Below are 19,218 nucleotides of genomic sequence, written 5' to 3'. Positions count from 1 at the left end.
TTGCACATGGACGGTAGATCATCCTGCCCTCTGACTCTCACAACTTTTCGAAGAACGCAAGAGGGGCATCGACAAGGTGTGTCTTGCCGAAAAGCTCCAACTTCACGACCGCACCCGTTGCCATACGCTCGCCACCAAACGAGCGCCCCTTGCGCATCTTGCAGATGGTCCCGGACAGCTTGACGAAGGGTCCGAAGGTAAAGCGAACCGTGTCACCGCGACTGAACTGCATGCAGTGTTCCCGATCCGGCGCTTCATCGAACGCCTTGAATCGATAGACTTCCTCATCGGATACACGATGCGGCGAGATCATGCCGCCGACGAAGCCGGCAACACCATCAACCCGGCAGATGCCGCATACCGCAGCCGGCGAATAGACGATGTTGACCAGCACGTACCCAGGCAGAAGCGGGCGCATATAGTCCGCCACGACCTTGCCGCGAACGACCTGTTGACCGGCACTTTCCAGCGGCAAAAAAACTTTCACGCCCGCCTTGTGAAGAGCGTCTTCAACAGTTTTTTCCTGCTTGTGCTTTGTCTCAACCACGAACCACTCCCGCTTTCCGGGCTGCTCGCCCGTGGCCATGGATAGCATCGTGGCCTTGATTCGCTTCCGGTCCCGCATCTGGTCGAACAGCGGTTCAAAGCGCGTAAGGTCGTAAGCCTTCGGGTCAACCGGGTTGCTGGCAGCATAGATTTTTACGTTATGCATCATTGGATGCGTCCCTCGTTAATGGAAGAAAGGAAGGCGGAAAGCGCGGCAGCAACCGCCGCGTCCAGATCGTTCGCCGCATCATCGACCGGCGGGAAATAGACCCATTCGGGCACGTACTCGATGAAGGGCCAGCCGTTGCGCTCATGAAGCGACTTCCAAGCGGCGAATAGCTCGCTATCTCGATGCACCTGCCGGAAGTCGTGGACGTAGGGCAGCAGGTAGAGCGATGTGGTGAACGGCTCGCGCCTTCTAGCCAGATCACGCATGGAGCTAACTACCGGCCAGCCATTTTCCCGACGTTTCTCGCGCACAAGCTGATCACGAGAGATTGCACCGCTGGCGATGCGGCGTTCGTCAAATACCGTGAGGTGCAGAGCGCCTGTCGGCTCTTTCGATAGCGCCTCAAAGCGCGTTCCCATCCAGAGCTTTCCGCAGGGCTTGGCAACGCCATGGGTCTTTTCAGGTGGCGAAACCAGATGTTCCGGCAGATCGCGCCAATGACGGCCCTTGAGGTAGGTCGCTGCTACCGTCTGATCGGAAGGCTTTACCCAACGGAGATAGGCAGGCGTCCGCTCGATGCACTCTGCCCGATCTTCCGGCGAAAGCGCAAACCATGCGTTCCGAGCATAGTCAACGTCGCCCTTCTTCCACGAAGCAAACCAGAGGGTGAAGGCAACCTCAATTTTCTTTCGATCAACCTTTTTCAATCCTTCCTCTCCCGCGCCAGCGGTTGAGGGAGAGGTTTCTGGAATGTTAGCTGGAAGAATCTTATCTTGGTGGAGCTGCTCCACCACCTTCATGGCGTCATTTCCACCAGCTTCGGGAACCATTTCCACCACCTTTGCGGCGGAACGTGGTGGAACGGTTCCACCACCTTGCGCACATTCGGAGGTGTCGGAAGGTGGTGGATAGGCTCCACCGCCTTCATCTTCGGAAGTGGCGGCGACATTGCCGGCAAGATCGCGGCCCGGCCAACGCGCGACGTATTCGTTGCGCTTCCACTTCTGTCCGCGAAAGCCGTGCTGCGTCACCTCGATCCAACCGTTCTCTTCGGCGATATCGAGGTGCTTCAATACGGTTTTCTTGTCGAGGCCGGTTAGCTCGACAAGCTCAGAGATCGGCGGATAGCAAGAGCTACCGGTTGCATCCATTTTCAAGCCAAGCGTATGCAGCACAAGCCGCGTGGTCGGCGGCAGGCCGGACTTTCCAATCGCGTGCCGCCACGACCACGCGCGAGACGTTGCACCGTGATCCGGTTCAATCACTGTCCACCCCCTTTGCGCACTATGTCGCGCAGGAAGGCGCGCACGGCCTGCACACTGAGGGCGACCGTTTGAGGCAGTCCGCCGTCTGGCAAGCGGGTGGCATTGATGGCCGCATACTCGACATCGAAGGCATGCACGCCGGTCGTGAAGCGGGTTTCCATGAGGATACGGCGGATTGAGCTGCTATCGCGGCAGATCACGCCCGCCGGCACGCGCAAGAGCCAATCCGCGCGCTGCACATCGGTTTGGCAGTCCGCTAGCTCTTCGACTATGGGCAGCAAGGCGGTCATCGGCCCACCTCACGCTCTACCTTGCGAGCAAGGGCACGATAGGCATCCATCTGCTTGCAGAGATCGGCATGGGCGAGCTTTTGCAATTCCGCAGCCTTCGCCGCGTCGGCGCAGAGTACCGCGTAGCCCTTGAAGGCGGCTTCGATTTGCGCCATGCCGGCAAGTATCTCGTCAAACAGCGGATTGGATGCCGCCGGCCCAAAGAAATGCTCACGGGTCTGCACAACCCAATCGCGCGGCACGCCCAAATCCTTGGCAACGGCGGCATCAGTCCAGGGCGACTTATAGGCGTCCTTGCCATAGACCTCGTCCAGCTTGTCATGAACAATCCGGCGATCCTCGCGCGTCATCTCACGCGGCTTTTCGGCGCTGGTCGGTGCGGGAGTGTTAGCCATGACTGTCGTTCCTTTGCGTTTGGCCGGGCTGGCGTGGAGCGGGCAAAAATCCTTGCGCGGGCCGTTGCCGACCACCCATTCCTTGTTCTGGAAATGCTGAATTGCCGCGCCGGGCGGCTTGCGGCTTGCCCCTGTCTGAAAGGGGAAGTAGGCGACGGCATCGCAGCACGCGCATGTGATTTTCATCGCCTTGACGGACTTGTCCCCGTAGGGAATCGACTCTTCTGGAAATTCGCGCTCGCTCATTTGCCCCTGCCTGTCGCCCACACTTCGAAGTCCGCGCGCAGATCGAGAAAGGCCGTCTGCGCGCGCTCTTCGGTGTTGAGCTGTCTTTTGCTGGTAATGCGGAGCAGCTTTTTCAAAATGCCGTCCGCGTGTTCCTTGTTATGAATCGCCCGGCTACCGTCCCGCCGCTCAAGGAAGCGGTGAAACAGCTTTTCATTGCAGAGCATCGCGGCGTTCGCGGCGAAATCACCCTCGCGCAAACCACTGGATTCTCGGGTGATGGGTCGCCCCTGCCGCAAGGCGACGATGGCGCGGCGCCGAAGCTCCAAAAACAGCACCACGTTTTCAAGCGCGCCGCTGATCAGCTCGATATCTTCGGGCAGAGCTTCGGCATGAAGGGTGCAAAGCACGGCATTTTCGCCGGTTGTCCGGCGCGCGACGATCCGCGTTGCGCCGCCTTCCGTATCGATGGACCACACGTCGCCCCTGCAAAAGGTGGCGATGTCGGTCAATCGGGAAACCCGTGTTCTCTCGCGCTGGCGAGCGGCTTGCGCTGGCGTCGTCATGCCGCCTTGCCTTCGACCACGACGGCGCTTTCGGCCGGCATGTGGTCTTTCCAGTCAACGCGGCGGATAACGGTGCTGTCGCCATAGCTGCCGTCAACTTCCTGCTCCCACACGAACCAAGCGGTATTCATGCGGCTGCTGGCCTTTTTCCCGTCCCATCCGTCACGGTGCATCATTGGCAACCGCCGCTTGAAGACGTGGACGCGAGACGGCGGGCAATCGTCCATGACGAAATTGCGGTCGTCATCCTCAAAGCCGCAAAGGAAATTGAGATTGAGCAAAAGCGCCATCTTACGCGGTCGAAAGACCCGCAAGGCATGGGCGACGAAGGCGTTGACCACCTCGCCATAGGGCGGGTTCGTCACGATGTCGTAAGACCCGCTTTCCGGCGGCTGCGAGGTCAGGAAGTCTTGCACGGCCTGCAACTCGCCGTGCTGGTCCGCCGTGCCGTAATCGACCAGATCGGCGAGAACGACGCCATATCCGGCGCTTTCGAGCATCCGCGAAATCGCGCCACGCCCGCAAGAAGGTTCGAGGACCGTCGCCGAAAAGTGTTCGAGCGCAAGCAACGTATGCATTGCTTCCGCAGGCGTCTCATAGAGGTTGTTGCCGCGCTCTTCCTTCGTCGCCGTCGAGGTGCCCACGGAGGCGCGCAGATTGGCGCGTGTCGGTTCCAGCCCGGCGGATAGCCGCGCCTGAATAGCACGCTCGACAATGCCCGGCTCACGATGTTCCGCCGCCGCAAGCTTTCGAGCCGAATGGATTTCCTTGCGCGACAGGCCGGTTTCTTCCGAGGTAAAACCGTTTCCATCGGAAACGGTTTTCGGGCGACCACCCTTCGACGCCTGCCCGGATGCCTGCGCCTCATCCCACTTGTCCGCGATGAGGATTTTCGCCCGCGTCTCGATCAACAGCGCGTCCGCCTGCATGCGGCGGGCTTTGGCGATCAGCTTTTCGGTCGCGCCAACCTGCTCGGCGAATTGCGCTGCCGACTTTGCCGTTGCATAAGCGACCGAGGCAACAATGCGGGCGTTGACGATATCGCCCTCATCCAGCAGCGCCCGCGCCCGTTCGACAGTCGCAACAAGGCCCGATGCATCGGCAGAAGGCAGGATATCCGGCAAATTATTCGGGATATCCGCAGAAGTTGGCAGATCGCCCGGCTCTGCTATCCCTTTCAGCATCGCCAGCATGTCGCGGGCGCGGTCGGTCGGATAGTAAGTCTTGCCATCCTTCTTGTCGCGCGTGAGATATCCGTTGCCAACGGCATTGTTTGCCGCCGTCACATGTCTTGGCTCGATAGCCTTCACAACGCCTTCGCTAACCGCCGTCGTGATGAGGGCGAGCGCGTTCGGGCCGGGCTTGGGAAGTTTGACGGATGAGTAAGCGGGCATCAGTTCGCCCTCATCAGTCGGTCTAGATAGGTTTGCCCCAAGCCAGTCAGCTTAACGGTGCGCTCATCTTCGCGAACATGCAGATAGCCGCAGCGGCGGCATTCCTGCGCGAGCCGTTGGCGAACGGGGTCATGGGCGACATCAACGCGCCCGCCGGAAAGCTGCACCTCACGCAGAAAACCCCTTGCACGTTCGGACAAGGGGCGGGACATCAATTCATCAATGGTGTGATCGGCTTGAGGCTTCATTGTCCACCTCCGACCACATGGAAGCCGACCTTTTGCCCGCCGCCCGCCTTCACATTGGCGAGCGCCTTGCGGAGTGTCGCTATCCCTTGCTCCAGTTCCGCCGCGTCCCGGTCCATCTTGGTCGCTTCGGCTGGCGTCACCACGAGATCGGCAATAGCGACCGCACCGCCCGAAATCAGGTCGCCGGCCTTGCGCACCATGTCGGAATAGGCAGCGATCAAGGAATGATCGGCTCCGCGCTCGCTTTCCGGTTCAACCAGCCGCTTGCCGTGCAACTCTGCCATCGCCGAGGTCACGACCTGCACGCCGCAATCCGATTCCAGGGCGTAAACGGCATGCAACGGCATCATTTCCGGGTCAGTCGCATTGTTCATGCGCCCGATATGGCTTTTCGAGATCGAAGAGATTTCGGCAGCACGCTCGATACCGCCGACAAGCCGGATGAGATCGCGCTGTGCTGCCTTGATACGATGAAACCATGCAGTCTGAATCATGAGACAAAACCTTTCCCGCGCCGGGAAATTCCCGGCGTTTTTCCCGTGGTGGGAAATGATCGAAGATGAGAAATTCAGGGCGTTACGAAGCTACGGAGGCCCACATGCAAAACGAGATTTCCCCGCGCCGGGCGACAGACAAGAGAGCGCCGCGGCGCGGGGTGCAGCAGGCCGGGAGGATTGGCCGCGCAAAGGGTGAAAGAGGCCGGTCATTCTGCGGCCTCCTGAAATTGAGACGCAGTCACGAACGAGCGCACTATAGAGCTTGCCGACAGGCAACCGCCCGAAGTGTCTTCGATCCGAACCAGCAGTGACGGGCGCGGCAGAACACGGCACGCCTCCCACTTGGAAACCATCCCCTTGGTCGCACCAACGCGCTTCCCGAACGCATCTTGCGTCAAGTTATGTTCACGCCGGTATCTCGCAATTGGATGTTCCATACCGCGATATGTTTCATAAGTTGACACTTTTCGCAAGAGGCACGGTTTCACGATGTGCTAACGCCTTCCATCTCTCTCGAGAGTAAAGTTGAAACATGAGCAACGTTAGCCGTATTCACACGAATAAGACGCCTCAGAGAATCCACTACATTCCTGAGTGGGCAGAGACGCGCCACCTCAAGCAAGTGAACATCGTTGAAGAGCTAAACGTTGATAAAGGGCTTGTCTCCAAGTGGTTCAAAGGAACCCTGCCCAAGCCCGAATATTTGGAAAAGCTCGCCGCCCTTTTTGGAACGGACGTGCAGGGGTTATTCCGCGAACCGCACGACGATTGGCTTGCCAAGTTTTTCCGAGACAAGACCGAAGAGCAGAAAGACCGGGCAATATCGATGCTCAAGCTATTCTTTGATCAACAGGGCAATGGCACCGGCACAGACGGAAAGTAGCCTTCGCCTGAATTGCCAAATGATGCGAGCGAGCAGATGCCTTGCGCGTAGCGAAATCCACAAACACATAACATAGATCGATGCACCACGACGACCAGCGAAGCTATTGGTCGTCCTTCTTTGACTTGGGCCACGCCGAGCGGAGTGCCGCGATAAATAGCGTGACAAGATAGGCCGTCTGCCCCGGCGGCTTCTCCCTCATAATTTCGTCCACCGTTTTAGGCGGCTTGTCTGCTCCCTCCCCTTTAGACATTCGTCGCCATCCTTCCCCAATCTGACAAACACTCACTGAGACAACTTCGCACCGAGCAAGCCTCCGAGGACACGTTGCCGAAGTATGCCACCATAGTCGACGCGAAAGCAAAATCCACACACCAACAACGCAGCCATCCGTTAGGTCCTAAACCAGTTTCACGTTGCACTCAAAAAAGTTGCACATTAGGAAACTTTTGACTCTTGCCAAAAGTTGCAAGTTATGAAACTTATTTGACCATCCAAGCGCAATGAGCGCCGGGAAGCAGCCGGACGAAAAGGACCGGCACCCAACACGGATGGAGAGAGCTATGCGCAATATTCCGAAAGAGATGGCTGATCTGGCACGCGAACGCGGCGGCGGCTTCACCGAGGCCGACTTGAAGGCCGAAGGCTTCACCAAAGACGAAATCAGCAAGCACGCCGGCAAGGCCGCGGAGATGCTGCGCGCAGCAGAGAACGCCCGCGCCGCCTGATCTGGCATCCGCTCCGGTTTCCGCCTCGTTTTGGGGCGGTTTCCCGAACGGATGGAGATCGAACGTCATGAACAAAGAACGCCGCAAAGAAATCGCCCGCGCTATCGCGATGATCGAAGAGGCCAAGAGCATCCTGGAAACCTGCCGCGACGAAGAGCAGGACTACTACGACAACATGCCGGAATCCTTTCAGGACGGCCAGAAGGGCGAGGACGCGCAAACCGCAATCGACGCCTTGGACGAAGGCGTGTCGAGCTTGGATGACGTTAGCCAGGCGCTCGGCGATATCGTCGCGTAACCCCGCATCCGCTCCGGTTTCCGGCCTTCGGGCCGGCTTCCCGAACGGATGAACGGAGATCACATCATGTTCCGCATTTCCCCAATGATCATCACGCCCGCCAGCCTGCCCCGGCTGCATCAGGAAGTGCGCGCGCTCTGCGCTGCAATCGGTCTCATCACCGCCGGCATGGGCCTCGCCGTGCTGGCAATCATGCTCACCCGCTAACCGACCAAAGGAAACCGCGCATGAAGAAAATACGCGATGCCTCAATGATCATCGGCATGTTGGAAAACGGCCAGCTCAACCCGGCCTTTTCGAAAGAGATCGGCGACACGCTCGAAAAGCTTTCCGGCATGTCCGAAGACAACCCGCTTGCGACGTTCAAGGGGTCCGTGACCCTCAAGCTTGGCCTCGCCGTCAAGGACGGCATGGTGACGATTTCAGCCGACTTGGAATCCAAGACGCCCAAGCTGCCCCGCAAGAACTCGGTCTTTTGGGTTGTCGAGGACGGTGCGCTTTCGACCGAGCATCCCCGCCAACACGACATGTTCACGCCGCGCGAAGTCACCAGCGCGCAGCAATAACCCTTCCCGCCTTTTTCAACCGCGCACCCGCGCACCAATAGAGGAACTGAAATGGATCAATCTTCAAAGGCCGCCGTGCTCGATATCGCCAAGCTCGCGACCGAAGCGAACGCCCGCGTTATCACCGTGCCCGCACCGTCAAACGCCAAGGGCATCCCGTCGAGCGTGCCGGCGCTGCTGGACCCGTCGAACGGACGCGTTACCGAGCTGTCCAACGTATTCGCACCTTGGCGCGACCGCCCGGAGCGCAAGACCGGCACGGCGACCGTCGAGACGCTGGATTCCTTCATTGCGTTGGTGGGCCGACACAAGACGGCAAGCAGTGCCATCTTTGCTATCACCGATTGGCAGCGACCGAGCTTCACCGCCGTCATCGACTATCACGGCGCAGACCCGGACAACGGCAAGCATCGCATCCACTACGCTTTCCCGCTCTCCGAAGAGTGGAAAGCTTGGGTCGCCAAGAACGGCCAGCCAATGAGCCAGGGCGAGTTTGCCGAGTTTATCGAAGACCACATTGCCGAGCTGTCGTCGCCCGATCCGGACGAGGCGAAGGACTTTGGCGGCATGTTCAACACGAAGGTTGCCTATCCTAACGAGCTTATCGAGCTTTCGCGCGGCTTGCAGGTCAATGCGGAAACCCGCGTCAAGAATGCCGTCAAGCTGCAATCCGGCGAAAGCCAGATCGTATTCGAGGAAGACCACAAGAACGCCGCCGGCCAGCCTATCACCGTGCCGGGCATCTTCATTCTGAGTATCGCGCCATTCTTCGAAGGCGAGAGCATCCGTGTGCCGGTTCGCCTGCGCTACCGTCTGCGCGACGGCGTGCTTTCGTGGATATTCATGCTCTATCGCCCGGATATCCATATCACCAAGGCCGTCAACTTCGCCCTTCATGACACCGCCGCCGCGCTTGAGCTGCCGAAATTCACCGGCAAGCCCGAAATGGCCGGCGTCTGATATCAGCGGAGCGGGCGTCACCCCTCGCCCGCTCCGCTCCCACGAACGGAGCGAAGAACATGCAACAGCCGACCGCCACCAAAGCCACCGCAACAAGCCGGCTCTTCCGTGTCCGCTTCTACGACGGAGCGACCGTCACCACCATCGCCGCAAACGCCCTGCAAGCCGAGCAAAAAGCTCGCCGCCAGCGCCCCGGCTTCGTTGAAACAGTCCGTATCTTAAAAGGAAAATGCTAAAATGATCGCTACCGAAACTACAACTGCCAATCCGATGCCCGCGCAGCGCCCCCGTCTGCGTCGTAGCGATGTGCCGAGTTACCTTGCATCTAAACACGGCATCGATATTGCCGTTTCGACACTTGCCAAATTGGCAACTATTGGGGGAGGACCCGCCATGCAATACAGCGGTCGCATTCCCCTCTATCACGTTCAGGACTTGGACGCCTGGGCCGAAGAACGTCTGTCGAAGGCAGTCCGCTCAACCTCGGAAAGGGGTCGAAGAAATCTGTAAGATGCAATGAATTGCGGAAGATCTATATCGCATCGTAGAATGCGGTAACTTAGCTGGAAGATTCGCAATTAGTGTGAAATATGACGAAAAGTGACTGGGTTGGGCACATACTGAGTACAGCTGTTGTACTGGTCGGATTGCTTACAATTGGCGCCACAATTTGGCTGACACTTTACATGGCTGGGCGAGGGCCGATACCACCCAAACAGTTGTCTGCCGACTTTATCGGCCCTATCGATCCGCTAAAAGATTTGCAGGATACTGGCACGAATATTTCGGTTTCCGTTTCCAACGGCAAACAGCCTGTTCAGAAGCTTTATATTTATCGTGCTTCGCTCGAAAACACTGGTGACGCGCCAATACTGCCATCGGATTTTTTTAGTGATATCAAGCTAACTGCCCTGCCTGATTGGCGCATCATTGCCGTGGGCAACTCGCCTTGGCGCGGGTCTCAAAACGTTTCTGTGGTTTGGAAGCGCGTTTCGGACAATTTGTATACAGGCTCGCCCACCCTTCTGAATAGCGGTGATGAAGTTTCAGTAGGTGTTTATTTGACAGCAAGTGAAGATGTTGCGAAAGCAGCAATTTTCAGGCGTGATGCCGCCCCGATTTCCTTCGATGCGCGAGTTGCTAATCTTCCTTCCATAACTGTGAAACCGGATTTCCTGACAAGGACGCTGCCGGGTGGCGGCGGGATAATGGTGAATATTCGAGGTTGGGGCGTATGGTTTTTTCTTGTGATCTTCGGTCTTTATTTTGCGCTACATCTCTTTCTCTTGAAGCGCTTAGTGACTAGCACAAACGTCCGTTACGCTCTGTTTCTTATTTTCATCGCTTCGATCTCCAGCGTTTCAGCAGCAGAGGCAACCACTACATATGTTTTTGGGCCATACGCAGGTTTAGTAGATGTTGCGGCAGACGGATGGGTGAACATACCGCCCCTTGCGATAAACTTCGGCTTACTCCTGTATTTCTATCTCGTTCCGATTCTAATGCCGCAGACAATTCGATCTAGATCGTAGTTTCGACTTGGCTATCGGTTGTCATCATTTGGAAGATTTCACCGGAAACTTTGTCGGCTGCCGCAATCAAGACACTATCAAGGTGGTGCACGTATCTTTGTGTAACGTTACCGGCAGCATGGCCCAATAGCGCGGATATGGTGATCTCGGTAAATCCAAGATCCCCTGCCACGCTGGCATAAGAATGACGCAGCGTGTGCGACGTGACGCCTTCAAGCCCTGCTCTTTCTGTGAGACGTTCGAGGGCGTCATCTAAGGCGGTGTAATGACCCTTTTCGCTTCGTGGCCCAGGCAACACGAATGGATTTTCGCCCTCCCGTGAAACGCGACCAAGCACATCAAAGACGACACTTCCAACGGGACGAATCGAAGCATCCTCTTTTGAATCATCAAGCCGCAAACAGCTTCCCGCCTTATCAAGCTCAGACCACATCAGGCCTGCAATCTCGCTCAAACGAAACCCGGTCAGCAAAAACAGTTTAGTGCCGACAACGCCTTGCCAGAGCTCATCGTCTGCAGCTTCAAGAACTTTACCGAGTGCCCGATACTCTTTCGGGCTAAGTCGCCGCGTACGCTTTCCCACTGCTGGTTTTTTAATGCCGCGTGCGGGATTTGCCGGGATGATCCCTTCAGAAACGCCATAGGTGAGGATTGCGCTAAGAAGAGTGACCGCTTGCGATGCGGTCCCGGCCCCGCCAGTGACAACCGCCCTTCCCCGCAACTTTCCCGTTTTTTCGTTCGCTGCAGTCTTGCCCGTCGTTACGTCACGCATCATTTTGATGGCATCGGCAGTCGTCAGTTCCTGTACGAGTCGGTTGCCTATCAGCGGGACAATATGGCGGTTTGCCCTCCCCTTATCGACATACAGAGTTGAGGATTTTTTCGGCTTGCCGCGCTTGCCGAAGACAAGCCCCTTATCAGCCGCCTCGAAATACATGTCGCAAAGCTCTTTCACCGTAAGCGCCTTGCGCCGTGTCGAACGGTCAAGCTGTGGGTCATCACCCCGAGCCACGTCACCTAGAACGCCCTTCGCTTCCTTACGAGCCTCTTCAACAGTCAACGGACCGTGAGCCCCGATCTTGAAGCGGCGGGTCTGTTTGCCGGAACGATACTGCGCAACATAGGTCTTGCGACCACTAGGCCAGACCCGCACGCCGAATCCCGGCAACTCGTCATCCCATTCAAAATAGTCTTTGTCGCGCACCGCTAGGGCGTCTATCATTCTCTTCGTCAGTTTCGCCAAGCCGGCAACCCCACCCGTTACAGGAAGCATATAGGAAGCAGCAGGAAGCAAATTAGAGTAAATTTGATCCAGACCGTTGTAATTGCGGAAATGGCTTACCGCTTGATCTGAATAGCAAAATCAAAATGGGGTAAACAAGAGGAAGCAACGGAAAATCGTTCACGCTTGCCTTCCGATTCCAAAGGTCGCAGGTTCGAATCCTGCCGGGTGCGCCATCAATTTGTCCTCCCCCACATCAGTTACGTCCTTGCCACATGGATGCTTTGCCAGCGCGACTGCTCACGCCTGCCAATATACAAAAAAGATATGGCGCCAGCTATTGCAACCTATGGATTTAATTGGAGCGAGACGCTAGTCTTTCTCGGGCCAACGAATCCCCGAAGGCGCCAATGCCAAATTGTTGAGGAGCGGACCAGTATGAGCAGAGAACGCTCTGAAATGGAAAATATGGCACGCCAACTGTTCCGGGATCATAAAAGGGTGCTGGATCTGGTCACCGAGCCCAGGCCTGGCTCAGGTTTTGCGCTCGCTGTTCAAAGATTGTTTGGTGAAAGTCCCGCCCAAGGCAAGCTGGCCAGAATTGGCAATCGCGGCTTCCTGTACTCGGGGCTTGCCCATAACCTTGTGAGCTTTCTGCCTGAAGAATGGCGCGAAGAGTTCGACAAGGCTGAAGGCCCGTGGCGCGGTTGCGAGAACTGGTGGTCGGGCTACCCCTTTATCGCCTTCGTGGAGTGGAGAGGCGATGGGGGTACGGATGGGTACCTGAAGCTGAACATGGAAGTCGGCCCCATTTCAAATCACAAAGTTCGCAAGGACGTGATCACGACGATCAAAGCAGCGGCTTTGGCGGCAAGGCTGGAGCGTATCCAGTTTCAAGCCGGCGCGGCTGACAAGGGGCGGCTCTACTCACGATTTCTGCGGAAAAACTCCGCTGCCGTGAACAATATCCACGACACCGACGAAATGGAGAGGAAATTGGTGAAACTCATTGCCGATTTCCGGCCGGAGTTCGAGTTGGTCGCGAGTGTCATATCTCAATATCTGCGCCAGAACGACCTCTCTTAGCGTCGGCAGCAGGGAGCATGCAGAGTTAGTTACCAGCCGATGACGCGTTGGACTGTCGATCAAGGACATCTTCCTTCATCTTCGCCGTTAACGTTTTGTTAACCAATTCCGGTGCAAAAGCGTTAACGAAAGTGCTCGTTATGATTGCAGAATCCAATTTTGCCGAGCAGCCCTAATCTATCGAGTTCGCTCGTGTTTTGGGGTGACGGTCTCGCCATTACGACGAGCACCCTCGTGGTTAACCGTCAAAAGTGTTCCCATCCCTGCCAGCTTTTGCGCCGGACTGATAACGATGTCCCGGGCTGGCCTGTATTTACGGAGCTTTTGACATGACCAGCATCTTGACAAACACAGCAGCCATGGCTGCGCTGCAAACCCTTCGCACTGTCGGCAACCAACTCATGCAGACACAGGGACAAGTCAGTTCCGGTCTCCGGGTGCAGACAGCCTCGGACAATGCGGCCTATTGGTCGATCGCGACATCCATGCGGTCCGACAGCAAGGCTGTTTCTGCAGTGTCCGACGCCCTTGGCCTTGGGGCGGCCAAGGTCACCACTGGATATGTCGCAACATCATCCATTATCGATATCCTCGGCAAGTTCAAAGAAAAGCTGGTTGCCGCGAAGGAAAACAGCGTCGACAAATCGAAAATTCAGGAAGAGTTGAAACAGCTGAACGCCCAGGCTAACGCGGTCGTGGCATCGGCAAGTTTCAGCGGACAAAATTGGCTTATCACAAATGCACCGACGCATTTGATGGAAACCAGCGATCTGACCGCGGACGTCGTATCGTCATTTGTTCGATCGCAAGACGGGTCGATAGCGGTTACGACGACGAACGTGAACCTTAAGTCGACGAGCATGCTGAACAGCGGCGGCGGCGGCATTCTCCAAAAGGAAATCGGTGGCGTCGGGGACATTGGCGGTTTCAGAAACACGGGGATTAATTCCGTCGCGCACCAAGGCCACGAAAGTCACATCTTCACCGGCCCTGCCACCTTTGGCGCCACAGACTACATCACCTTCGACCTGACGGTAGACGCCGGAGCCCATTCTGCGGGCGTGGACTTTATAGGGTTGCGCATCGACAAGAGCCTTGTCGATGCGGCGCTCGGCACCACAGATGGCACTATCCATAACGGCGCCGAAATGAGAGTCGTTCTGAACAAGCTTTTCACCGACAACGCGATCCCCGCGACAGCCAATGAAACCCTGTTTACAGGCTCGATCAGCGATCCTACTCGGTTCGAAATCGGCTCGCTCGAGACCTCCGGCAATCCCGGATCCAGCATCGACATATCAAATGTCGCGTCCAGTTTTGGCGGCGTACATCCTAACGGCTTTGCGATGGGTCTCGAAAATCCACCGGCACAGAACCATGACAACATGTATCCGGAGGCATCCATCAGCTTCACCGCGCCGTTTACCGTGTCTCCGAAAGCCCAGGTTTTTTTCGATGCCAAAGTGGGACAAGGCGCGCTTCAATCCTTCACGATTGATCGCACGACGGTCGATGCGGCGCTCGGCACGAATGATGGCTTCATTGGTAATGCAAGTGATCTCGCAAAGGTCATTGAGTTCGTCACGGCCGGAATCGGTTTGTCGGTAAAAGCTGCCGGCAGCACGATAACCTTTGCGGCGGACCAAACAATCTACCCCGATGCAGGAAACCGAGCCGCACGCGTCATGGTCGGAAACGTGCATTCCAATCCGGTATGGACGTTGGACTTCGATCTTGCCGAGATCGATGTCACAGCTTCCAATTTTTCCATCGACCAATATCTTAAGGGCGTTGAGTATATGCTGAATCGCTCGATTGCGGGTGCCAGCTTGCTCGGCTCGCTTAGCAAGCAGATAGACATACAGACGAACTTTACGCACGACTTGATGGACAGCATCAACGAAGGCGTCAGTCGCCTAGTGGATGCCAATATGGAAGAAGCCTCCGCCAAACTTGCGGCACAGCAAACACAGCAGCAGCTGACAGTTCAAGCATTGCAGATTGCCAATAGCAGCGCGGGCACGATCCTTCAGCTGTATTCAAGCCGTTAAAACAGGATGAACTAGAGCCAGCTCTCCCGTTTTGAAGGAAGGCTTATCAATTGAACTTTGCCAATGACCCGATGGATAGCATCGCCAGGGGTATCAGCGGCTCGTGGATGCCGATGTGAAACAGGCCTCTGCCAAGCTCGCGGTCCAACAAAGCCAACAGCAACTGGCGCTGCAGTTATCAGCACCAGTGCGCAAACCATCATGCGGCTCTTTAAACAGTTCCGCCTACGGCAGATGTGGGTATCGTTTATGTGGGCGCACGCAAGGACGAAGCCGCAAATCGGATCTTACCCAGCCCGTTCCTTGTTAGGGTAAGATCCCCCTTCACCCTTTTCCCAGGGTTCCGGAATTCAGAGACATGGCAATCGTTCCGGGAACGGGTTTTGGCATGCCTCATCTCAGTGGTTTCAAGATAGCCTCGGCCACCCGGCTCAATGCATGCCATCGCAAACTCGACGGCTTCCACGTCGGGATGGCTTACGCCCCCGCTAGCAAGACGCTCTTTGTCAGATACGCCGGCTAGGATGCCTTTTGCATCGCGTCGGAATGCGTGGCCGTGCCGGCGTCCAGAAAAATCGCTGCCATCTGTGCCGCCTCGGCCTGTAGCGACCGGGAATTGCCGATGCAAAGGGCCGCATCCCGCATCGTTGCCAACAGCGAGGGCGATTGGAGCAAACCGGTGATTGCAGCCGACATTGATAGCGGATCGCGGCTGTCGGCCAACAAGGCGTTTTTCATATGCTCGGCACCGCAAACTTCCGCCGACCCGGTATCCATCATTGCAATGCCGCCACATGCGGCAATCTCCAGGAAGGTCAACCTCGACTGGCTCGCGGCACCCCAATGCAGAACGATCTCAGCTTCGGAATAGTAATTTGCAAGTTCAGTCAGCCGGTGCGGATTGCCACGATGTGCAATTGCCGGAAGGTCCACCTTTATTGCGGCAGGGCCGATTGCCGCGACGCGGATACCTGGCATGGCCTCGCTCAGAATACCGCAGAAGCGAACGATCCCGGCCCGATCTTCCTTCCACACCGCCTCGGTAATGCAAAGAAGGACGTCGCTCGTACGCGGCATGTCCCGCGGATAGAAAATATCGAGATTGACGCCGGGAAGCACGCTTGGCACATCCCTGTGGCCATCCATCAAACCGGGCATACGTGCGATCGGGCGTGCTTTTTTCGGGCCATGCCGAAGCTGCGGAGAGCCGCGATCGTTCGCGGCAAAGCTGAACAACGTAGCACCCAGCGACGGATCGAAAGCCTCGATCAGCTCGGATGTTTGTTCGCAGGTTCCGACATAGATATTGTAGCTTCTGAGCTGTTCGACGGATGCCTCGATGATCAGCGGCCGGAAATACATGGGGGTCATGTCCAGCAGCGTTTCGTCGATACCGCTGAGATAGACTATATTTGCGCTGATACCCTCGGCCACCAACCCATTGACCAGTTGGATCAGGGCGATCGACTGCTCCGTCCTACGGCCGTCCATGCTCACGAAGAGAACGCGAGGCTTGTCGGACCGGGTCTGCGACACGGCTGCAAGCCGCGAGGAGACCGCGTCCGTCGGATTGTGGAAGCGCCAGTTCGCATCCAGCGCCGCATACTGCCTTTCCCAGCGCGCCATGAATGTCGATCTGTTGCGCGCCATGTGAAAGTCTCGGCCGGAACTCTGGAAACTGCCCCAGCCGTGATGATAGATGTAGAGCTGCCGGTCGACGACGACGCGCCAGCCTTTCTCCAGGGCAAGCATGCAGAAATCCGTCTCTTCCCAATAGCCTGGATTATAGGCCTCGTCGAACAGGCCGAGCGTGTCGAACAACTCGCGCCGTATCGCAAAGAAGAATCCGGACGCGTTTCCGATATCGGCAAGACCGAGATCATTCTGTCGCGCGATGAACTCCCGCAGGTCCAGCATGTTTGTGCCGGGAGGAAAGGGTATCTTCGTCCAGTTGGCCCAGGTAGATACGGCGGTGATGACGCCGATCTGGGTGTCCCTTGCAAAGCCGCCGCGAAGCCGCTCGCAAGTGCCGGGGGAAAGCATCGCATCCGAATTGACGAGAACGCAAATATCAGATTTTCCGAGCTCCATTGCCTCGTTGACCGACTTCAGATAGCCGGCATTCTGGCTATGGGCGATCAAGGTCACATTATCGAGGCCGGCGGCCAGAGCTGCCAGTTCGCGCGACGTGTGGCTGTCGCCTTTGTCATCGACCACGTAAAGATGATAGGGCGGCGTCGCATGTTGCAATATGCTGGCAATGCAAAGCCTCGCATGGTGCAGCGAATTGTAGACCGGCACGACGAAATCGATCGAATGCACCTCGCTTTGGTCAGCAACGGGCTCCATCGGGAGCCGGCTACCCAGCGAGGCAAACCGATCCTGCTGATCCTTGAACATGCCCTGCAGCAACTCCGCACCTTCGACATAAAGATCGATCATCTGCCGCTGCTGAGCCAGGATCGCATCCAGATCCCTGTTGATCGCCTCGACCCGACGGGTCGCCTCGCCCTGATGTTCTTCGGAATTCGTGATGATGTCGTCAGCCATTAGCGTATCGCCCAAATATGGATTCCGGATGTGCCTCACATGCGACGAGCGCCGAACTCATGACGCCCGCAGAACGGTCACCGACAAGGGTCGCCTTAATCGCTCCTCCGCCCGAAGGGTCGAGCCAAGCGATTGCAAAAGGCATAGGCCGCCCCGAATGCAAACTTCACAACGCCGACCAGCCGTCCCGCATCTCCAAGAGACGAAAGGCAGTCTTCGCCTCGCCTTCGTGGTAGGTCGATAAGCTTGCGTGAGCCTGTTGGAAACAGCCGTCCGCCCCACCGGGAACATCCGAGCCAAGCCGACACCTGCCTAGAACGAAGACAGGCCGGCGCAAGGATTCCAGATTAGACGATATGCCAATTTCGATGATCACTGGGCTTGGGCAGAATGGACGACCTGAATCTCATGAAGGCTGCAGTGCATGGGGGAGTTATCGACCAGGCGCAGCTTGCAACACTTGAAACGCGCATTTCGGAAGTGGTTGCTCAGCAGCAGGTCCTGACGGACTTTCAAGCCGAGATGGTACAGCTTTTCAAGCTGTTGCGAACGGAGCAGACGCGATGCTTCGATGCTCTCGGCGATGCGCAGCACGGCGGCGCGACATCCGCTCGACCGGCTCTCCCGCAAGATGCGGCTCCCATGCCTCTGCCGACATCAAGCACGGCGCGTATCCATTTCTTCCCCGACTACGGGTCTGCCAACCCGTATCAGCCGCTGATACAAGTGTCGTTCCCAGATGAAAACACCATCGGCCCCGGCACAATAGACCAGGCCATCGCCGCCTTACGGGCGGAACGCGGCAGCGTGCGGCGGAAGCACATCTTCCATCTGCATTGGACAAATACCATCATTGCCTATGCGCCGAACTACGCCACTGCCGAAGCGCTGAAGGATGCCTTCATTTCCAAGCTTCGGACGTTCCGCAGCCTCGGCGGCTTCGTCATCTGGACGATACACAACGCACTTTCGCACGAGAGCCCCTATCTCGCCGTGGAGAGGGCGTTGTCGACGGAGATCGCCGCCTGCGCCGACCGGATACATCTGCATTCGGCAGGCGCCATACAGGTCGTGCAAGAGGAATTTCCGCTGCCGGAGGACAGGATCGTCATCCTCCCGCACCCCAATTATGTCGGCGTCTACCAGAATTTCGTCAGCGAGGCGACTGCCCGCGCCCGCCTGGGCCTTGCAGCAAGCGACATAGTCTTTTCGTTCGTCGGCATGCTGCGGCCCTACAAGGGTATCGAGCCTCTCATCGAGGCATTTCGCGTCGTGCGCATGAAACATCCAGCCGCCCGCCTCATCATCGCCGGTCAGCCGATGCCGCCCTACATTCCGGGAACGGTCGCCCATATGGCCGGCAATGCGCCCGGCATCACGCTGATCGAACGCCGCCTCAGTGATGCGGAACTGCAATGGATATTCAATGCGTCGGACTTTGCGGTTCTGCCCTACAGTAGAATTCTCACCTCCGGCTCGGCGCTGAACGCCCTGTCGTTTTCCCGGCCGGTTATCGTTCCCGATCTCGGAGTCTTGCCGGAAACCGTCCACGACGGCGTAAACGGGATCGTCTACGATTCCACCAATCCGGCAGGTCTCTCGAAGGCGTTGGAACGCGCCGTTTCGCTTCCTGCAGATGAGCGTCACAGAATGCGGCAAACCGCCATGGAAAGCATTAGCGGCCTGACATGGCGACGGCTCGCGGAAGGGCTCTATACCGGCATCGCCGGATAGTCAGACCAAGGCT

The 19,218-nt window shown here is 57.2% G+C and carries 23 protein-coding genes; 12 read left to right on the top strand and 11 right to left on the bottom strand.

Annotated features, from left to right (window positions below):
* Positions 1 to 37 precede the first annotated feature (37 nt).
* The 9 genes from ACIQJ2_RS10005 to ACIQJ2_RS09965 form a co-directional block, all read right to left on the bottom strand.
* Positions 38 to 715 (bottom strand): transcription termination/antitermination protein NusG, encoded by a 678-nt coding sequence (locus tag ACIQJ2_RS10005; protein ID WP_400670119.1) that lies wholly within the window; start codon positions 713 to 715, stop codon positions 38 to 40.
* Positions 712 to 1,980 (bottom strand): helix-turn-helix domain-containing protein, encoded by a 1,269-nt coding sequence (locus ACIQJ2_RS10000; protein WP_400670116.1) that lies wholly within the window; start codon positions 1,978 to 1,980, stop codon positions 712 to 714. The genes ACIQJ2_RS10005 and ACIQJ2_RS10000 overlap by 4 nt, the downstream gene beginning before the upstream one ends.
* Complete coding sequence (locus ACIQJ2_RS09995) at positions 1,977 to 2,270, bottom strand: hypothetical protein (protein ID WP_400670113.1); 294 nt, start codon at positions 2,268 to 2,270, stop codon at positions 1,977 to 1,979. Before ACIQJ2_RS09995 ends, ACIQJ2_RS10000 begins: the two co-directional genes overlap by 4 nt.
* Positions 2,267 to 2,911 carry a hypothetical protein gene (locus ACIQJ2_RS09990; protein WP_400670111.1) on the bottom strand — a complete coding sequence of 215 codons (645 nt, stop codon included), beginning with the start codon at positions 2,909 to 2,911 and terminating at the stop codon, positions 2,267 to 2,269. The genes ACIQJ2_RS09995 and ACIQJ2_RS09990 overlap by 4 nt, the downstream gene beginning before the upstream one ends.
* Complete coding sequence (locus ACIQJ2_RS09985; RefSeq protein WP_400670108.1) at positions 2,908 to 3,456, bottom strand: hypothetical protein; 549 nt, start codon at positions 3,454 to 3,456, stop codon at positions 2,908 to 2,910. The genes ACIQJ2_RS09990 and ACIQJ2_RS09985 overlap by 4 nt, the downstream gene beginning before the upstream one ends.
* Positions 3,453 to 4,850: an SAM-dependent methyltransferase gene (locus ACIQJ2_RS09980; RefSeq protein ID WP_400670105.1), complete on the bottom strand. Its 1,398-nt coding sequence runs from the start codon at positions 4,848 to 4,850 to the stop codon at positions 3,453 to 3,455. Before ACIQJ2_RS09980 ends, ACIQJ2_RS09985 begins: the two co-directional genes overlap by 4 nt.
* Positions 4,850 to 5,098 (bottom strand): hypothetical protein, encoded by a 249-nt coding sequence (locus tag ACIQJ2_RS09975; RefSeq protein ID WP_400670103.1) that lies wholly within the window; start codon positions 5,096 to 5,098, stop codon positions 4,850 to 4,852. The genes ACIQJ2_RS09980 and ACIQJ2_RS09975 overlap by 1 nt, the downstream gene beginning before the upstream one ends.
* The gene (locus tag ACIQJ2_RS09970) at positions 5,095 to 5,592 is read right to left on the bottom strand and encodes a hypothetical protein (RefSeq protein ID WP_400670100.1); all 498 of its coding nucleotides are present in this window, start codon (positions 5,590 to 5,592) and stop codon (positions 5,095 to 5,097) included. Before ACIQJ2_RS09970 ends, ACIQJ2_RS09975 begins: the two co-directional genes overlap by 4 nt.
* Positions 5,593 to 5,801: 209 nt before the next feature.
* The gene (locus tag ACIQJ2_RS09965; RefSeq protein WP_400670097.1) at positions 5,802 to 6,032 is read right to left on the bottom strand and encodes a helix-turn-helix transcriptional regulator; all 231 of its coding nucleotides are present in this window, start codon (positions 6,030 to 6,032) and stop codon (positions 5,802 to 5,804) included.
* A gap of 95 nt (positions 6,033 to 6,127) precedes the next feature.
* On the opposite strand from ACIQJ2_RS09965, the gene ACIQJ2_RS09960 reads away from it, so the two are divergent.
* From ACIQJ2_RS09960 to ACIQJ2_RS09920, 9 genes are all read left to right on the top strand, one after another.
* Entirely contained in the window at positions 6,128 to 6,478 is a 351-nt protein-coding gene (locus ACIQJ2_RS09960) for a helix-turn-helix domain-containing protein (protein ID WP_400670094.1), read from the top strand.
* 563 nt (positions 6,479 to 7,041) lie between these two features.
* Positions 7,042 to 7,206 (top strand): hypothetical protein, encoded by a 165-nt coding sequence (locus tag ACIQJ2_RS09955; RefSeq protein ID WP_400670091.1) that lies wholly within the window; start codon positions 7,042 to 7,044, stop codon positions 7,204 to 7,206.
* 67 nt (positions 7,207 to 7,273) lie between these two features.
* Positions 7,274 to 7,504, top strand: a complete 231-nt coding sequence (locus ACIQJ2_RS09950; protein ID WP_400670088.1) for a hypothetical protein — start codon at positions 7,274 to 7,276, stop codon at positions 7,502 to 7,504.
* Positions 7,505 to 7,570: 66 nt separating this feature from the next.
* The gene (locus ACIQJ2_RS09945; RefSeq protein WP_199090323.1) at positions 7,571 to 7,711 is read left to right on the top strand and encodes a hypothetical protein; all 141 of its coding nucleotides are present in this window, start codon (positions 7,571 to 7,573) and stop codon (positions 7,709 to 7,711) included.
* Positions 7,712 to 7,731: 20 nt separating this feature from the next.
* Complete coding sequence (locus ACIQJ2_RS09940; RefSeq protein ID WP_400670085.1) at positions 7,732 to 8,070, top strand: hypothetical protein; 339 nt, start codon at positions 7,732 to 7,734, stop codon at positions 8,068 to 8,070.
* Between the two features lie 51 nt (positions 8,071 to 8,121).
* On the top strand, positions 8,122 to 9,030 hold the full coding sequence (locus ACIQJ2_RS09935; protein ID WP_400670082.1) for a DUF2303 family protein: 909 nt from the start codon (positions 8,122 to 8,124) through the stop codon (positions 9,028 to 9,030).
* A gap of 59 nt (positions 9,031 to 9,089) precedes the next feature.
* Positions 9,090 to 9,266, top strand: coding sequence for a hypothetical protein (locus ACIQJ2_RS09930; RefSeq protein WP_400670079.1), 177 nt, complete (start codon positions 9,090 to 9,092; stop codon positions 9,264 to 9,266).
* A gap of 1 nt (position 9,267) precedes the next feature.
* Positions 9,268 to 9,540: a hypothetical protein gene (locus tag ACIQJ2_RS09925; protein WP_400670077.1), complete on the top strand. Its 273-nt coding sequence runs from the start codon at positions 9,268 to 9,270 to the stop codon at positions 9,538 to 9,540.
* Positions 9,541 to 9,620: 80 nt separating this feature from the next.
* Positions 9,621 to 10,562 (top strand): hypothetical protein, encoded by a 942-nt coding sequence (locus tag ACIQJ2_RS09920; protein ID WP_400670074.1) that lies wholly within the window; start codon positions 9,621 to 9,623, stop codon positions 10,560 to 10,562.
* Here ACIQJ2_RS09920 and ACIQJ2_RS09915 read toward each other — a convergent pair.
* Positions 10,552 to 11,805, bottom strand: coding sequence for a tyrosine-type recombinase/integrase (locus tag ACIQJ2_RS09915; protein ID WP_400670072.1), 1,254 nt, complete (start codon positions 11,803 to 11,805; stop codon positions 10,552 to 10,554). The two genes, ACIQJ2_RS09920 and ACIQJ2_RS09915, sit on opposite strands and share 11 nt — an antisense overlap.
* A gap of 417 nt (positions 11,806 to 12,222) precedes the next feature.
* Here ACIQJ2_RS09915 and ACIQJ2_RS09910 point away from each other — a divergent pair, with 417 nt between their 5' ends.
* Together ACIQJ2_RS09910 and ACIQJ2_RS09905 are read left to right on the top strand one after the other, a co-directional pair.
* Positions 12,223 to 12,870 (top strand): hypothetical protein, encoded by a 648-nt coding sequence (locus ACIQJ2_RS09910; RefSeq protein WP_400670069.1) that lies wholly within the window; start codon positions 12,223 to 12,225, stop codon positions 12,868 to 12,870.
* A gap of 329 nt (positions 12,871 to 13,199) precedes the next feature.
* Complete coding sequence (locus tag ACIQJ2_RS09905) at positions 13,200 to 14,921, top strand: flagellin (protein WP_400670067.1); 1,722 nt, start codon at positions 13,200 to 13,202, stop codon at positions 14,919 to 14,921.
* Positions 14,922 to 15,440: 519 nt separating this feature from the next.
* On the opposite strand, the gene ACIQJ2_RS09900 is transcribed toward ACIQJ2_RS09905, so the two are convergent.
* On the bottom strand, positions 15,441 to 17,471 hold the full coding sequence (locus ACIQJ2_RS09900; RefSeq protein WP_400670064.1) for a glycosyltransferase: 2,031 nt from the start codon (positions 17,469 to 17,471) through the stop codon (positions 15,441 to 15,443).
* Between the two features lie 390 nt (positions 17,472 to 17,861).
* Between ACIQJ2_RS09900 and ACIQJ2_RS09895 the strand changes: the two genes are divergently transcribed.
* Entirely contained in the window at positions 17,862 to 19,205 is a 1,344-nt protein-coding gene (locus ACIQJ2_RS09895) for a glycosyltransferase family 4 protein (protein WP_400670062.1), read from the top strand.
* Positions 19,206 to 19,218: the final 13 nt, after the last annotated feature.

The organism is Rhizobium sp. NPDC092011, assembly GCF_044756305.1.
GTDB lineage: Bacteria > Pseudomonadota > Alphaproteobacteria > Rhizobiales > Rhizobiaceae > Rhizobium.
This window is presented reverse-complemented; position numbering and strand designations above follow the sequence as displayed.

Excerpts from the sequence above, each read along its gene's own strand:
- ACIQJ2_RS09900 (WP_400670064.1), bottom strand. The coding sequence starts at position 17,471 with ATGGCTGACGACATCATCACGAATTCCGAAGAACATCAGGGCGAGGCG.
- ACIQJ2_RS09930 (WP_400670079.1), top strand. The coding sequence starts at position 9,090 with ATGCAACAGCCGACCGCCACCAAAGCCACCGCAACAAGCCGGCTCTTC.
- ACIQJ2_RS09950 (WP_400670088.1), top strand. The coding sequence starts at position 7,274 with ATGAACAAAGAACGCCGCAAAGAAATCGCCCGCGCTATCGCGATGATC.
- ACIQJ2_RS09965 (WP_400670097.1), bottom strand. The coding sequence starts at position 6,032 with ATGGAACATCCAATTGCGAGATACCGGCGTGAACATAACTTGACGCAA.
- ACIQJ2_RS09895 (WP_400670062.1), top strand. The coding sequence starts at position 17,862 with ATGGACGACCTGAATCTCATGAAGGCTGCAGTGCATGGGGGAGTTATC.
- ACIQJ2_RS09980 (WP_400670105.1), bottom strand. The coding sequence starts at position 4,850 with ATGCCCGCTTACTCATCCGTCAAACTTCCCAAGCCCGGCCCGAACGCG.
- ACIQJ2_RS09945 (WP_199090323.1), top strand. The coding sequence starts at position 7,571 with ATGTTCCGCATTTCCCCAATGATCATCACGCCCGCCAGCCTGCCCCGG.
- ACIQJ2_RS09925 (WP_400670077.1), top strand. The coding sequence starts at position 9,268 with ATGATCGCTACCGAAACTACAACTGCCAATCCGATGCCCGCGCAGCGC.
- ACIQJ2_RS09990 (WP_400670111.1), bottom strand. The coding sequence starts at position 2,911 with ATGAGCGAGCGCGAATTTCCAGAAGAGTCGATTCCCTACGGGGACAAG.
- ACIQJ2_RS09910 (WP_400670069.1), top strand. The coding sequence starts at position 12,223 with ATGAGCAGAGAACGCTCTGAAATGGAAAATATGGCACGCCAACTGTTC.
- ACIQJ2_RS09955 (WP_400670091.1), top strand. The coding sequence starts at position 7,042 with ATGCGCAATATTCCGAAAGAGATGGCTGATCTGGCACGCGAACGCGGC.
- ACIQJ2_RS10005 (WP_400670119.1), bottom strand. The coding sequence starts at position 715 with ATGATGCATAACGTAAAAATCTATGCTGCCAGCAACCCGGTTGACCCG.
- ACIQJ2_RS09960 (WP_400670094.1), top strand. The coding sequence starts at position 6,128 with ATGAGCAACGTTAGCCGTATTCACACGAATAAGACGCCTCAGAGAATC.
- ACIQJ2_RS09905 (WP_400670067.1), top strand. The coding sequence starts at position 13,200 with ATGACCAGCATCTTGACAAACACAGCAGCCATGGCTGCGCTGCAAACC.
- ACIQJ2_RS09935 (WP_400670082.1), top strand. The coding sequence starts at position 8,122 with ATGGATCAATCTTCAAAGGCCGCCGTGCTCGATATCGCCAAGCTCGCG.
- ACIQJ2_RS09920 (WP_400670074.1), top strand. The coding sequence starts at position 9,621 with ATGACGAAAAGTGACTGGGTTGGGCACATACTGAGTACAGCTGTTGTA.
- ACIQJ2_RS09940 (WP_400670085.1), top strand. The coding sequence starts at position 7,732 with ATGAAGAAAATACGCGATGCCTCAATGATCATCGGCATGTTGGAAAAC.
- ACIQJ2_RS09995 (WP_400670113.1), bottom strand. The coding sequence starts at position 2,270 with ATGACCGCCTTGCTGCCCATAGTCGAAGAGCTAGCGGACTGCCAAACC.
- ACIQJ2_RS09985 (WP_400670108.1), bottom strand. The coding sequence starts at position 3,456 with ATGACGACGCCAGCGCAAGCCGCTCGCCAGCGCGAGAGAACACGGGTT.
- ACIQJ2_RS09975 (WP_400670103.1), bottom strand. The coding sequence starts at position 5,098 with ATGAAGCCTCAAGCCGATCACACCATTGATGAATTGATGTCCCGCCCC.
- ACIQJ2_RS09970 (WP_400670100.1), bottom strand. The coding sequence starts at position 5,592 with ATGATTCAGACTGCATGGTTTCATCGTATCAAGGCAGCACAGCGCGAT.